Here is a 13,629-nt window from a genome sequence, read left to right as displayed (position 1 = left end):
TTCGTCAGCAACTCGGTCCGAGAATCTTCGAACCCGCGCGCTTCCAACTTCGACGGATGCGGCTCTTGAGCCACACCCAACTTCGACTTCCTCAAGTGTGCCTGGGAGGCGGACAAGCTGAGGGAGGTCATCGCCCGCACGATCACCGATCTGGCGACGGTCGGCGCCCCCGCCACCTGGGTCCTCTCCAACCACGACGAGACCCGCCACGTCACCCGCTACGGCCGCGCCCACACCGGCATCACGACCCCGCTGCGCGACCAGGGCCACCCCACCGACCTCACCCTCGGCACCCGCCGAACCCGAGCAGCGGCCCTGATGATGCCGGCGCTGGAGGTCCGTCACGAGAATGCTTTCCCCGTAGCGGACCATCGCCTCGTAGTATCTCGCGGCCACGACTCGCAGCCTCGTGATGCGACTCCTTGAGAGGTTCGGCCGTCTTCAGTACGGGCCGTTAGGCCGTCGCTCCGGCCGGCCTCGGCAGCGGCTCGGTGATCAGCGGAGCCGAGGCCCAACCTCGCGCCACCCCACCACTCGGATGCCCCTGCCCAGCCTTGGCGGGCATCGACGGCACGGCATCGGAACGGACACTTCCGTTTCCCTGTGTCCTGCCAGCGTCCCGAATTCGACGTCCAGCCGCTCACACCGGCCATATTCAGCAACGTCCCCGACCGCGGCGGCAGCACATCTGTGCAGGTCAGACCAGTTCGAAGAGCCACCGACAGCCACAACACCAACCCGCGAGCAACGGATTCAGTCCGTTCAGGCAAAGTTGACGATCCGACACCCAAAAAAGAACGTATCCGCAGGTCAGAAGCCTACGCAGGTGGGGCGGGTGGGACTCGAACCCACGGCCGACGGATCATGAGTCCGTTCTGCGGTTCTGGTTCGAGCGCGGCGTGGACGGCTTCCGTATGGACGTGGCGCACGACCTCGTCAAGGATCCCGAACTGCCGGACCTGGCCGGCCACGACGGCAGCGTGCACCCTTTCTGGGACCGCGACGAGGTCCACGACATCTATCGGGCCTGGCGGAAGGTGGCCGACGAGCACCCCGGCGACCGCGCCTTCGTCGCCGAGGCATGGACGGACACCCCGGAGCGGCTCGCCGCCCACCTCCGTCCGGACGGTCTGCACATCGCCTTCAACTTCGGGTATCTCATGGCCAGTTGGGACGCGAAGGACCTGCGCGCCGTCATCGACGACACCTTCGCGATGCCCGGCACGGTCGGCGCCCCGGCCACCTGGGTCATGTCCAACCACGACGTCATGCGCCACGCCGGCCGCTGCGGCCGCAAAGCCGCGAGGAAGGGGGTGGCCAACGAGTCCTACGTCCCTGCCGGCCCCGCGGATCTCGAACTGGGTACCCGGCGTGCCCGTGCCGCCGCCCTGCTCACACTGGCCTTCCCCGGCGGCACCTACATCTACCAGGGCGAGGAACCTCGGCCTGGCCGAGGTCGAGGACCTGTCCGAGGGGGGTCCTCCAGGATCCCGTCTGGGAGCGTTCGGGCCATACCGAGCGGGGCCGCGACGGCTGCCGTGTCCCGATCCCCTGGTCCGGGCGGACGGCGCCGTACGGCTTCAGCCCCGAGGACGCCCTCGCCGCGCCCTGGCTGCCCCAGCCCGCCGGCTGGGTGCCGTGCACGGTGGAGGCCCTGACCGGCGACGGGACCTCGATGCTGGAGCTCTGCCGCGGCGCCCTTCTACTGCGCCGCGAGTACCCCGCCCTCGGTGACGGCAGCCTGACCTGGCTGGACGCCCCCGCCGGTGTCCTCGCCTTCCGTCGCGAACCCGGCTTCGTCTGCGTGGTCAACCTCTCGGCCGAGCCGTACCAGTTGCCCGACCACACCTCGGTCCTGCTGACCAGCGGCCCCGTCGCGAACAACCGCCTGGCCCCGGACCAGGCAGCCTGGCTCGCCGTGCAGTGAGCCGCCCCCCGAATCCCCAGTGCTTGTCCCGTCCCACTCCCCGCCGACCGGACAGGCCCTGCCACTGACACACGAGATGCGAACCTGTACGGGACCAGCGGCTCTCCGGGGTGCCCACGCCAGCGGGGAGGGGTCGGCGTCGGCCTCAGCACTGCCGCGGGCCCGCCAGTGGTCAGGATCAGGACGGTGGTCGGATCAGGACGGTGACGGAAGGCCGTAAGGCATCGGGGCGTGGTGGACATTGCTGGGCATGAACGCGGATGAGCGGAGTGAACGGCTGGAGCAGTTGTTCCGGCAGACCTTCCGCCGGGTGATGGCGTACTGCCTGCGCCGGGCGAGTGAGGCGGCGGCGCACGACGCGGTGGCCGAGGTGTACGCGGTGGCCTGGCGCAAGAGGCGGCAACTGCCCGCCGATGACGAGGAAGCCGTGCTGTGGCTGCTCGGCATCGCACGCCGGGTGCTGGCCAACCAGGCCCGCAGTCAACGGCGTTGGGCACGGCTGTTGATGCGGGTGGCCGAACGGGCGGAGCCTGATCCACCGCCCGCCGCCGACCCGTACGGCGCGGAGGATGCGGGCGACGGCCTCGCGGCGGCCCTCGCACAGGCCTCGGACGCCGACCGGGAGCTGTTGCGCCTCGCGTACTGGGACGACCTGTCCCGCAGCGACATCGCGACCGTGCTGGGCATCTCCGTCGGCGCCGTCGACACCCGCCTCCACCGGGCCAGACAGCGGCTGCGTCAACGCCTCGCCACGGCGAACCCGCACCAGGATCCGTCAAAGGAGAAGGACCATGCTGAGCGATGACGTGCTCGATCGAATGCTCCGTGACAGCGATCCGGATCCCGGCGACTCGGCCACGGACCCCAACTCGCCTGCCGCGGAACGGATCCTGGCCCAAGTGCGCCGACGCACCCGGCAGCGGCGCAGGCGCACCCTGATCATGGCTCCGGTGGTGGCGCTGGTCGTGGCGGGCGCGACCGCGGGGACGTACGCCTGGGTGGCCGGCGACGGCAAGGGACACACTCTGGACTCGACGGGGCTGGTCTGCGTAGGACCCGCCCAGGGGGATGCCGTCGTCGGCTTCGACCCCGGGGCGGACGATCCGGTGGCCGTATGCCGGCAGCGGTGGCCCGAGTTGTTCGGCCAACCGGTGCCCGACGCGCTCACCGCATGCGTCGACAGCTCTCTGCAGGGTTCCATCAAGGTCTACCCCGGTGGCAAGGACCAGTGCGCACGCCACCGTGCCGACCCCTACCTCGGACCGACCCGGGAACAGCTCGGCCTCTCCCGCCTCCGTGCCGACCTCAAGGAACGCTTCGCCGATCGCACCTGCATCCCCCACCCCGAGCTCAGGAAGGTGATGAGCGAGCTCTTCACCCGGTACGGCCTCGACGGCTGGGAGGCACGCCACTTCCAGACGGCCGACAAGGAACCGGAAGGCCCCTGCGCGGACATCGGCCTCATCGACGAGCCGGAACGCGTCATCTTGCTCGGGGATCACAAGGACGGCACCCCCGTCCACTGGCCGTAGACCGACCCATCCCCGTCAGCCGTCCGATACGGCGTCCGGCCCGGAGTCCTGGGCCGGACGCCGTACAGACGCTGAACGCCGTACGGACCAGCGGGCCGAATCCCGGGACTCCGTGATCAAGGAGCGGCACAATGACGGGCGACGCAACGGTCCGATGTCGCTGCGGCGGCCGCACACACCCAGGACGCCCGACGTGTTGTCCGGGGAAGGGAAAGACATGAGTGAAGCCAAGATCCAGTCCAGCGGTTCGGCGAGTCTGAACACCGCGGTGGCGCACAACGCCCGGGTCTGGAACTACTGGATCGGCGGGAAGGACAACTTCGAAGTCGACCAGGCAGTGGGTGACCAGGTCGCCGGTATGTTCCCCGTGATCCGGGACGTGGCCCGCGCGGACCGTGAGTTCCTGGGCCGCGCGGTCCGGCATCTGGCCGCCGACCTCGGGACGCGGCAGTTCCTGGACATCGGAACCGGACTGCCCACCCTGGACAACACCCACGAGATCGCCCAGCGGATCGCCCCCGAGTCGCGGATCGTCTACGTCGACAACGACCCCGTCGTGCTCGCCCACGCCCGGAAGCTCCTGACCAGCACGCCCGAGGGTGCCACGGACTACGTGGACGCCGATGCCCACCACCCGGAGACCATCATCGAGCGCGCCGGAGCGACGCTCGACCTCGACCGTCCCGTCGCGGTCATGATGCTGGGCGTCCTCAACTTCGTCCTCGACACCGACCGGGCGCAGGACATCGTGCGGCGGGTCATGGCGGCGGTTCCGTCCGGCAGTTGGCTGGTCCTGACCCATCCCACCACCGACGCCGACCTCGGCGGCGAGGGCAACATCCCGGCCATGAAGTTCTGGAACGAGAACGCCACCCCGCCGATCACCGCCCGCAGCCGCGCACAGGTCACGGCCTTCTTCGAGGGGCTGGACCTCCTCGACCCGGGTCTCGTCTCGTGCGCGGAGTGGCGTGCCGAGTCCGACAGCCCTGCCCTGGTCCCCCAGTTCGGCGCGGTGGCCGTGAAACCCTGACCGGTGCGCTGTGCCCCCGACGGCGTCAGTTCCTCAGGTTCGCCCCGACCGCCGCCGCGACGACACGGTCCCGCTCGGCGCGCGTGAACAACCCGTCGGACAGCCAGGTGTCGGCGAGGGCGCGCACCGCGCCGACGAAGCGGGCGGAGGTCTCGAAGGGGGCCTGTGCCCAGAGCACGTCGAGGAAGGTCAGACCGTCGGCGCGGGTTCGGTTGGGTACGCCCGAGTTCGCCGCCCCGAACACGACCACGGGCTCGGAACGCCTGAAGTAGGCGTGGTAACGGATGTCGTCCCCGACGAAGAACGGCGCCAGGGTCATGCCGTGCGTGGTGAAGTGCATCGGCCGGCCCTCGGGGCGGATCGCGTCGGCGAGGTCGCCCCGCAGCCTGAAGTCCTTGTAGAAGGAGAACATTCGGAACCCCTGTTCCTGGCTCTGGGCGACGAGCAGCACCGGCCCGTGGAACACCGACTGGACAGTTGGATCGTCCAGCGCCCTCTCGATGCGCAGACGGTACGGGGCAGAGATGCTGACCCGGTCACCGCGCTGCCAGTTTCTGCTCAGCGCGAGGTAACTGCCGGACTCGGCGACGACCCGTTGCCTCACCCCGTTGACCGTGACGGTGAAGCCTCCCGTGGCCCAGAACGGCACCCGCAGTTTCAGATCGAGCACGCCGCTGCCCTCACGGAACGTCAGGGTGCGTACGCCCTCTGCCGGGTAGTCACTCGTCTGCTCGATGACGAAGCCCCGTTCCGGCCACCGCAAGGTGGAGGCCAGATACAGGTTGACGTACAGCGTGCTGCCGTCCGCGGAGCGGAAGTACACCGAGTCCTGGTACTTGGTGTGGTTCTCCATGCCGGTGCCGCCGCAGCAGGTGCCGGTGTTGTCGTACTCGCGCACGACACCCGGCCCCATTCCCACGAAGTAGGTGACGAGAGGGCTGGTCGTGCTGCGGGTGTCCCGGCGGGAGGCGAGGATGTGGTTGGTCAGGCCCCGCTCGTAGTGGTCCATGTAGGCGGGGTCCGGCTCGTGGAAGAACAACTGCCGGCTCAGTTTCAGCGTGTTGTACGTCGCGCAGGTCTCGGCGTTCTTGTCGTCCAGGGTGGCCGCGATGGCGTTCCGGGCCCGGAACATCTCGCCCTGGCCGGTGCCGCCCAGGCTGTACGTCCGGGGGCCCGCGACCATGCCCCAGAAGTTGCGGGCAGCGGCGGCGTACTCCTCCTCCCCCGTGTGGTCGAAGAGCCGCAGATAGCCGGTGAACTGCGGGATGTGCTGGTTGGCGTGCCGGCCGTCGAGGATGTCGCGGTCCTCGGCGCAGGCGTCCAGAAGAGCGGTGTTGTCGAAGCAGCGGGCGGCTGCCAGGTGTTCCGCCCGGCCGGTGAGGGCGTACAGGTCCGTCATCACCTCGTTCATGCCGCCGTACTCGCCCGCGATGTAGATCGACCACATGCGCTCCAACTGGGCCTTCGGCAGTCGGCCGAGTCGGCTGTGCACCCAGTCGCCCATCTTCGAGACGATCTCCAGGGCCTCGCCATTGCCGGCCAGGGTGTGCGCGTCGAGGAGACCGCGCATGATCTTGTGACAGGTGTAGTACGGCGCCCAGATGGTGGGGTACGTCGTGTAGCTCTCCAACAGGATGAACTGCGTCTCCGGGTACGCCGCCAGATAGCCGGGGTGGCTCGGTCTCGGCGAGCCGCTCTGCGCCAGGGCCTTCTGGCATTCGCCGAGCGCGCCGACCAGGTGGTCGAGCTTGGTCTTGAGGGCGGACTCCCGTGTGTCGGCGTACGCCTGGGCGATGAGGGTGAGGAAGTGGCCTCCGTAGTGGCCGCGCAGGTTGCCGTCGGAGGTCTCCCAGCCGCCGGGCGGCCGGGCCCCGCGGGTGTCGAGTCCGGCGTTGGCCCGGAAGACGGCCAGGATGCGGTCGGCCGGGTAGGTCCTCGCGTATTCGAGCATCAGATCGCGCTTCTGGCGGAACACCCCGTTGCCGAGGGTGACTTGATCCAGCGCGAAGGGGACTACGAACCAGGTCGGCGGTGCGGACACCGAAGCAACGGTAGTGGCTCGGGCGGCGATCGCGGTCGGGGCCACGTCGGTGGCGGCATGCGCCGATGCGGCCCCGTGCGCGAGCGGGGCGGCGGCTGTCCCGGCTGCGAGTGTCAACAGACGGCGGCGGGTGGGGGGTTGGGAGGACATGCTCGGACTCCGATCGTCGGTCGTCGGTGCGTGTGGGGCCACGGCGGGGAACGGCGGCCGTTCTGTCACAGCGGGGCGGCCAGGGTTCTTCGCCGGTGGCGTCTTCGTGGTCCGGGCACGACTACCTCCCTGTGGCGTTGCTGTCCGGCTCTGCGGAATGGTCCCGCTCCTCGGGGTTCTCCGGCCCCGAGGCTCGGTCCGGTTCCGCGGTGGGCAGCCAGACGCGCATCGTCGAGGGGCCTCGGCCGGCCCAGGAGTGATAGGGAACCAGGACGATCCCCGTAGGGTCGGCGTTCGCCGCCAGGGGACGGTCGAGCGGCTGGTACGGCCAGGCCGCGTCGGTCGCTTCGGAGTGTGCGACGAGTTCCCCGGCGACGACGACGGTACCGCCCACGCCGTCCGGCCCGTCCGGTTCCTCGGGTCCGTCCGTCGGCTCGGCGGACGAGTCCACCCGTATCGCGTCGACTTCGAGGCCGCCCGGCAGGTCCACTGACTCGGCGCAGTACACCAGCGGCCCGCGCTCCACGGCCGCCGTGCCGCGTATCGCGTCCATGCGCGGGTCGGCGCGGGTCCAGCGCGGGACCACGGGCAGTTCGAGCCGGATCTCGTCACCCGCCCGGAAGACCCGGGTGACCTCGGCCGTGCCCGGGGCGACGACCCGGCGTGCCCCGTCCGGGTCGACCAGCCACGTGGTTGCGCCCGCCGCCCATGCGGGGACGCGCAGCGACACGGTCCAGGCCCGGTCCGGGGACCTGCCGATCCGTACGACCACGTGCCCGCCGGACGGGTAGTCGGTACGGACCCGCAGCGCGACGCAGTGGCCACCCGCGAGGGAGGTGGTGATCTCCGAGTCGGCGTACTGGTGCAGCTGCACGCCGTGGTCGTCCGCCGTGGCCAGATACCCGGGCAGTTGGGCCAGGGTCCGTGCCACATTGGTGGGGCAGCAGGACACCGCGAACCAGGGTGCGCGCAGGCTCGACTCGGCGCGCGGGCTGTCGGTATCCGTGGAGGGTGTGGTGCCGCGGCGGCGCCGGTGCAGGGTGTTGGCGTAGAAGAAGGCCCTGCCGTCGTCGGACGGGGAGGTCGCGATCACGTTGAACAGGGCCCGCTCGGCCAGGTCCGCGAAGCGCGGCTCGCCGGTGGCCAGCAGAAGCCGCCAGCTGAGCATCACGGAAGCGACACCGGCGCAGGTCTCCGAGTAGGCGCGGTCGGGCGGCAGTACGAAGTCGTCGCCGAAGGCCTCGTCCCGGTGGTGCGAGCCCATGCCGCCGGTCAGATAGGTCCGCCGGGCGACCGTGGCCTCCCACTGCCGTTGGACGGCGGCGAGCAGGGCTTCGTCCCCGGTCTCCACGGCCACGTCGACGGCGCCCGCCGCGAGGTAGAGGGCGCGGACGGCGTGTCCGCGGAGCACTGTGGCGTCCGTGACGGGCATGTCGTCCTGGTAGTAGGCGCGGCCGAACTCGGGATCGGCGAGGGTGCCGTGTCCGCGGCGGTCGACGAAGAGCGCGGCCTGGTCGAGGTAGCGCTGCTCCCCTGTCAGCCTGGCCAGCTCCACCAGGGCCATCTCGATCTCCGGGTGACCGCAGACGCGCTCGATGCCACCCCGGCCGAAGGTCGCGCACACGTGGTCGGCCGCCCGCCGGGCGATCTTCGCCAGCTCGCCCTCGCCCCGGGCGCGGGTCTGGGCCACGCCCGCCTGCACGAGATAGCCGTAGCAGTACAGCTCGTGGCCCCATTCGAGGTCGCTGTAGCGCGGCTCCTGACCCGGGCCGCCGAAGGCGGTGTTGAGGTAGCCGTCCGGTTGCTGAGCCGGTGCGATTGCTTCGGTGAGCGCGGCGACCTCGGCGTCCAGCGAGGCGCCCGCGCCCTGCCCGGCGGCCTCCCAGGCCATGGCTTCGAGCAGCTTGTAGACATCGGCGTCGGTGAACTCGCGGCCCCGCCGGTCCTGTTGGATCCGGCCCTCGGCGGCGGCCCGGAAGTTGCCGGTCCAGCCGACGCGTTCCATCCAGTCGCGGCAGTGTCCGAGTGTGGCGGTCGCGTTGATGTGGCGGCGTCGGGCCCAGAAACCTCCGGTGATCCTTACCTCGTCGAGACCGAGTGGCCGCAGCCTGCCCCGGGTCGGCGCCACCGGCAGGACGGATGACCGCGCCATGTTCTCCCTCACCAGTTCATGCCTTCGGTTCGTCCTTCCGGTTGTCCGCTCAGGTCAGGTCAGGTCTCTTCGGATCAGGTCTGTTCGGTTCAGGTCTGTTCGGTTCAGGGTTTTCGGTTCATGTCTCTGTGGATCCGGTCTCTTCGGGTCGGCCGTACGTCGCTTCGGGGCGCCCGACGGCACTCAGCCCTTGAGCGCGCCGGACATGAAGCCGCGTATGTAGTGCCGTTGCAGCAGCAGGAAGAGGAGCAGGCAGGGCACGGCAAGTACCACCACACCGGCCTCGGTGGCGCCGTAGTCGACGGCGCCCATGCTCTGCTGCCGCAGGTTCGCGACCGCCAGTGGCAGCGGCGCCTTCTCGCTGTCGGAGATGAGGATCAGCGGTGCGATGAAGTCGTTCCAGGCCGCGAGGAACGCGAAGAGCCCCACGGTGATCAGCCCCGGACGCACCGCCGGCAGGAGGACGCGGCGCAGCGCGCCCGCCGTGCCGCAGCCGTCGACGAGCGCTGACTCCTCCAGTTCGCGCGGCACCGCCTCGAACGAGATCCGCATCATGAAGGTGGCGAACGGCAGTTGGAACATGGCCAGTACGAGGCTCAGCCCGACCAGCGAGTTCTGCAGGTGGAGCCTGCCGAGCAGCACGTAGAGCGGGATGAGGAGGGTGGCGTACGGAACCATGAGGATCGCCAGGGTGAGCAGGAACAGCAGGTTCTTGCCCGGGAAGTCGAAGCGGGCGAAGGCGTAGCCGCCCAGCAGCGACACCCCGAGGGTCAGGGCGACGGTGAGCGCCGACACGACGGTGCTGTTGAGGAGATAGCGCCACAGGCCCGCGTCGTAGTCGAGGAGCGTCCGGTAGTTGCCGAGGCCGTGGCCGGACTCCTGCGCGGTGCCCGGCTGTCCGCTGACCGAGGCCCAGGCGTTCCACACCAGCGGGAACAGGAAGATGACGGCCAGACCACCTGCGACGACGTAGTAGGGCGTCCGGCCGAGGGCGCGGGTGAGCACGGTGGTGCCCCCTCTCATGAGGCTCATGAGGCGGTGGTCATGACTCGTCGGCGCGGCGCAGACCGCGGAACTGGAGGACGTTGAGCAGGAGCAGCACGACCAGCACGATGATCGAAAGAGCGGCGGCCGTACCGAGATTCAACCGCTGGAAGGCCTCGCGGTAGATCAACTGGACGACGGTGACAGTGCTGTTGTCCGGTCCACCCTTCGTGAGGATGAAGAACTGGTCGAAGGCGAGCAGCGATCCGGTCACGCAGAGCAGCAGACACAGGGCGAGGGACGGACGCAGCAGCGGCAGCGTGATGGAGCGGAAGATCTGCCCGCGGCTCGCGCCGTCCATCCGGGCCGCCTCGAACACCTCGTGGGGAATGCGCTGGAGTCCCACAAGGAGGATCAGCATGTAGAAGCCCGCGAACTTCCAGACGATGAGGAAGACCGTGGAGAGCAGGGCGGAGGTCGATGTCCCCAGGAAGGACACCGGGTCGTCGACCAGGCCGAGGCTCTCCAGGATGCCGCTGAGCGGGCCGGTGGTCGGGCTGTACAGGCCCCAGAACAGCAGGGACGCGGAGGCCAGTCCCAGGGCACTGGGCAGGAAGTAGACCGTGCGGAAGAAGCCCGCGCCTGGGCGGAACTCCTGCACCAGCAGGGCGAGAAGGAGTGCCAGGGCGAGGAGTACGGCCGTGACGAGCAGGGTGTAGAGAAGGGTGAAGCGGACCGCCGGCCAGAACAGCGTGCTGTCGGCGGCGTCGGCGTAGTTCTCGGGCGCGTTGACGCCCCGGTCTCCCGTGAGCAGCGGCCAGTCGCTGAGTGACATCTGTCCGACGAGCAGCAGCGGCAGTACGAAGAAGACCGTGACGAACACGGCCGTCGGGGCCGCGTAGGCGAGGCCCTGGGCCTTGCGGGACGTCCACGTCCACCGGCGCGCGGGCGTGCGTCGGGGGCGGATCCGGCGCTCCGGCGGGCTCCGGTGCGGGGGCGCCGTTCTGGCGGCCGCCTTCACCTGCATGGCTCTCCTCTGCCGTGCGATGTGGTTGGAGTGGGTGGGATCAGGCCTGTGGCCCGGAGCGATGACCGTGAGCTGCGGGTGGGTGGGGGCTTGTCGCGCAGTTCCCCGCGCCCCTGAGTGGCAGGGCTGCGCCCCTGCCCCTCAGGTTCAGTCGGCCAGTGAGGCTGTGACCGCCTCGTTGCCCTTCTCGATCTTCGACCCGTCGCCGAAGACCGCGTTGCGCATCAGGGTCAGCCAGGGGCCGTTGGGGTCGTTGAAGGTCTGGCCGAACCTCAGGGCGTACGGGGTGTGGCCGTCGGTCACGAGTTCGTTGATCGTCACGAGGCGCGGGTCCGCGTCGGAGTACTTGTTGGACGCGAGATCGGTGCGGGCCACCACGTCCTTGTTCGCGGCGACGACGTCGACCTGTGCCTTGTCGCCCAGGGACCAGGCGAGGAAGTTCCAGGCCTGGTCGGCCGACTTGCTGGTGGCGGAGATGCCGATGGCGTCACCGCCGACGAAGGTGGACTTGCCGCCGTCGGGCCCGGGGATGGGCGCGACACCGAGGTCGAGGTCCTTGGGCATCAGTCCGAGGGTGGTCGACGGCATCGGCATGACGCCGACCTTGCCCTTCGGGAAGACCCCGGTCCACGTCGTGCCCGTCTCGTCGCGTGCGCCGGGGGCGACGATGTCGTCGTCCACCCAGCCGCGGTAGGTGTCGTAGACCTTTTTCGCGGTGTCGGAGGACAGCTCGGCCTCGGTTCCTTCCTTGTTGAGCACCTCGTCGCCCGCGGCCCAGATGGACGGCCACCAGGTGAAGACGCCGCAGCCGCCGCAGTTGCCGCCGAAGAAGGTGCCGTTGACGCCCTTGCCCAGCGCGTCGACGGCCCGTGCCTGCTGGTCCCACTCGCTCAGGCTGATGGGCGGCTTCTCGGGGTCGAGCCTCGCCTGCTTGTAGAGCTCCTTGTTGTAGAAGAGCACCGACAGGTCGAGGGTGTGCGGCACGACGTACTTCTTGTCCTCGTACGTACCGGCCTTGATGTGCGACTGGGCCAGCTTGTCGGCGAAGGGCAGGGCGTCGACGCGTCCGGTGATGTCGGCGAAGAGGCCGCTTGACGTGTAGTTCGGGACGAACACCACGTCCGAGGCGAAGAGGTCGGGCAGGTCCTTGGACCCGGCGGCCGCGCCTACCTTGGCCTGGTAGTCGTCGGTGGGGACGACGGTCAGCTCGATCTCGTTGTTGTGGCTCGCGTTGTACGCCTTGACCAGGGCCTCGCTCTGCGGCCGGGTCGCGGCTCGCGTCCACATCGTCAGCTTGGCGCCGTCGTCGGTGCCCGTGGCGTTCGCTGCTCCGCCCCCTCCCTCGCCGCCGCCCGAGTCGTCCTCCCCCGATCCGCATGCGGTGACCAGGCTCGCGGCGGCGAGCAGTGCGACGGCACCGGTGACGAGGCGGCGTGTGTGTCCAAGCGGTCCGGCCGTGCTCCCCATGGTCGATCCCCCTCGTGTGCGGCGGGCCCAGGGCGGGCCGGCCGGTCAGGACGATGGATGTGGTGGCACTGAACGCTGCGAAGAACCCTGCGAAGGAAACAAAACCGAAAAGGTTTTCTGCGACGCTAGGACTCGACTCACCACCCGTCAATCCCCCTGCGCGTAACGGCTGATGAGGGTTCTTCAAGTCGAGGGAGACATCGGGACCGAAACGGTTTCGCGTACTGTTTTCCGGGCGGCGTGCATCCTCGACGGCGTCCGCACGTGACGCGAGACAGGAGTAACCCCCCATGGCACAGGCCACCGGCCCCTCTCGTTCGCAGCCCGCCACGCTCAGCGACGTCGCCCGGCTGGCGGGGGTGTCCATCGCCACTGCTTCCAAGGCCCTCAACGGCCGCAGCCAGGTGCGGGCGGAGACGAGACAGCGGGTGATCGAGGCCGCCGAGCGGTTGTCGTTCCGTCCCAATCAGGTGGCGCGTGGCCTGCTGGCCGGGCGGACGGGCACGGTCGGGCTGCTCACCAGCGACCTGGAGGGCCGGTTCAGTATCCCGATCCTCATGGGCGCGGAGGACGCGTTCGGCGCGGGTGAGGTCGCCGTGTTCCTCTGCGACGCCCGGGGGGACGCGATCCGCGAGCAGCACCATGTCCGCGCGCTGCTCAGCCGCCGGGTCGACGGTCTCATCGTGGTGGGCAGCCGGACCGACCCACGTCCGTCACTGGGCCGCGAACTGCCCGTCCCCGTCGTCTACGCGTACGCGCCGTCCGAGGATTCCGCGGATCTGTCGATCGTCCCGGACAGTGTGGGCGCCGGACGGCTCGCGGTGGAGCATCTGATCGCCTGCGGTCGTACGCGGATCGCGCACATCACCGGTGACCCCGGGTACCTCGCCTCGCAGGAGCGGTCCGAGGGTGCCCTGGCCGCACTCGCCGACGCCGGCCTCACCCTCGTCGGCGAGCCTCGGTTCGGGGTGTGGTCGGAGGGCTGGGGCCGGGCGGCCACCGCGATGCTGCTCGACCAGCACCCTGACGTGGACGCCGTCCTGTGCGGAAGCGATCAGATCGCGCGCGGTGTCATGGACGTACTGCGCGAGCGCGGCCACCGTGTGCCGGAGGACGTGGCGGTCATGGGCTTCGACAACTGGCAGGTCCTGACCTCCGCCTCCCGGCCGCCCCTGACGAGCGTCGACATGAACCTGGAACAGGTGGGCCGCGCCGCCGCGCACGCGCTGTTCACCGCGATCGCCGGGGCACGGCGCTCGGGGGTCGAGACCCTGCCCTGCCGGGTGGTGATCAGGGGGTCGACGGCGCCCCTGTCCTGA

The 13,629-nt window shown here is 69.8% G+C and carries 11 protein-coding genes and 1 pseudogene; 7 read left to right on the top strand and 5 right to left on the bottom strand.

Annotated elements, in window-relative coordinates; genetic code table 11:
* Positions 1–78 precede the first annotated feature (78 nt).
* From QF035_RS50280 to QF035_RS50255, 6 genes and pseudogenes are all read left to right on the top strand, one after another.
* Positions 79–333, top strand: a pseudogene (locus tag QF035_RS50280) (alpha-glucosidase); the annotation flags it as partial.
* Positions 334–899: 566 nt separating this feature from the next.
* On the top strand, positions 900–1,658 hold the full coding sequence (locus QF035_RS50275) for an alpha-amylase family glycosyl hydrolase (RefSeq protein WP_307529335.1): 759 nt from the start codon (positions 900–902) through the stop codon (positions 1,656–1,658).
* A complete protein-coding gene (locus tag QF035_RS50270; protein WP_307529333.1) occupies positions 1,646–1,927 on the top strand; it encodes a DUF3459 domain-containing protein in 282 nt (93 codons plus the stop codon). Before QF035_RS50275 ends, QF035_RS50270 begins: the two co-directional genes overlap by 13 nt.
* Before the next feature lie 250 nt (positions 1,928–2,177).
* Positions 2,178–2,732: an RNA polymerase sigma factor gene (locus QF035_RS50265; RefSeq protein ID WP_307529331.1), complete on the top strand. Its 555-nt coding sequence runs from the start codon at positions 2,178–2,180 to the stop codon at positions 2,730–2,732.
* Entirely contained in the window at positions 2,719–3,459 is a 741-nt protein-coding gene (locus QF035_RS50260) for a hypothetical protein (protein WP_307529329.1), read from the top strand. The genes QF035_RS50265 and QF035_RS50260 overlap by 14 nt, the downstream gene beginning before the upstream one ends.
* Positions 3,460–3,676: 217 nt before the next feature.
* Entirely contained in the window at positions 3,677–4,489 is an 813-nt protein-coding gene (locus tag QF035_RS50255; RefSeq protein ID WP_307529327.1) for an SAM-dependent methyltransferase, read from the top strand.
* Between the two features lie 25 nt (positions 4,490–4,514).
* Here QF035_RS50255 and QF035_RS50250 read toward each other — a convergent pair whose 3' ends face one another.
* From QF035_RS50250 to QF035_RS50230, 5 genes are all read right to left on the bottom strand, one after another.
* Entirely contained in the window at positions 4,515–6,680 is a 2,166-nt protein-coding gene (locus QF035_RS50250) for a beta-L-arabinofuranosidase domain-containing protein (protein ID WP_307529325.1), read from the bottom strand.
* A gap of 121 nt (positions 6,681–6,801) precedes the next feature.
* Complete coding sequence (locus tag QF035_RS50245; protein ID WP_307529323.1) at positions 6,802–8,832, bottom strand: glycoside hydrolase family 127 protein; 2,031 nt, start codon at positions 8,830–8,832, stop codon at positions 6,802–6,804.
* Between the two features lie 183 nt (positions 8,833–9,015).
* A complete protein-coding gene (locus tag QF035_RS50240) occupies positions 9,016–9,837 on the bottom strand; it encodes a carbohydrate ABC transporter permease (RefSeq protein ID WP_307531956.1) in 822 nt (273 codons plus the stop codon).
* 37 nt (positions 9,838–9,874) lie between these two features.
* Complete coding sequence (locus QF035_RS50235; RefSeq protein WP_307529321.1) at positions 9,875–10,843, bottom strand: carbohydrate ABC transporter permease; 969 nt, start codon at positions 10,841–10,843, stop codon at positions 9,875–9,877.
* 147 nt (positions 10,844–10,990) lie between these two features.
* Positions 10,991–12,310, bottom strand: coding sequence for an ABC transporter substrate-binding protein (locus QF035_RS50230; RefSeq protein WP_307529319.1), 1,320 nt, complete (start codon positions 12,308–12,310; stop codon positions 10,991–10,993).
* Between the two features lie 290 nt (positions 12,311–12,600).
* Here QF035_RS50230 and QF035_RS50225 point away from each other — a divergent pair, with 290 nt between their 5' ends.
* Positions 12,601–13,629, top strand: a complete 1,029-nt coding sequence (locus QF035_RS50225) for a LacI family DNA-binding transcriptional regulator (RefSeq protein WP_307529317.1) — start codon at positions 12,601–12,603, stop codon at positions 13,627–13,629.

It is taken from the genome of Streptomyces umbrinus, assembly GCF_030817415.1.
GTDB lineage: Bacteria > Actinomycetota > Actinomycetes > Streptomycetales > Streptomycetaceae > Streptomyces > Streptomyces umbrinus_A.
Note: the sequence above shows the minus strand (reverse complement) of the source record. Positions and strands in the feature narration are given on the sequence as shown.

Bases quoted from the DNA above. Each gene is read 5' to 3' on its own strand.
- QF035_RS50265 (WP_307529331.1), top strand. From the start codon at position 2,178: ATGAACGCGGATGAGCGGAGTGAACGGCTGGAGCAGTTGTTCCGGCAG.
- QF035_RS50260 (WP_307529329.1), top strand. From the start codon at position 2,719: ATGCTGAGCGATGACGTGCTCGATCGAATGCTCCGTGACAGCGATCCG.
- QF035_RS50255 (WP_307529327.1), top strand. From the start codon at position 3,677: ATGAGTGAAGCCAAGATCCAGTCCAGCGGTTCGGCGAGTCTGAACACC.
- QF035_RS50250 (WP_307529325.1), bottom strand. From the start codon at position 6,680: ATGTCCTCCCAACCCCCCACCCGCCGCCGTCTGTTGACACTCGCAGCC.
- QF035_RS50245 (WP_307529323.1), bottom strand. From the start codon at position 8,832: ATGGCGCGGTCATCCGTCCTGCCGGTGGCGCCGACCCGGGGCAGGCTG.
- QF035_RS50235 (WP_307529321.1), bottom strand. From the start codon at position 10,843: ATGCAGGTGAAGGCGGCCGCCAGAACGGCGCCCCCGCACCGGAGCCCG.
- QF035_RS50230 (WP_307529319.1), bottom strand. From the start codon at position 12,310: ATGGGGAGCACGGCCGGACCGCTTGGACACACACGCCGCCTCGTCACC.
- QF035_RS50225 (WP_307529317.1), top strand. From the start codon at position 12,601: ATGGCACAGGCCACCGGCCCCTCTCGTTCGCAGCCCGCCACGCTCAGC.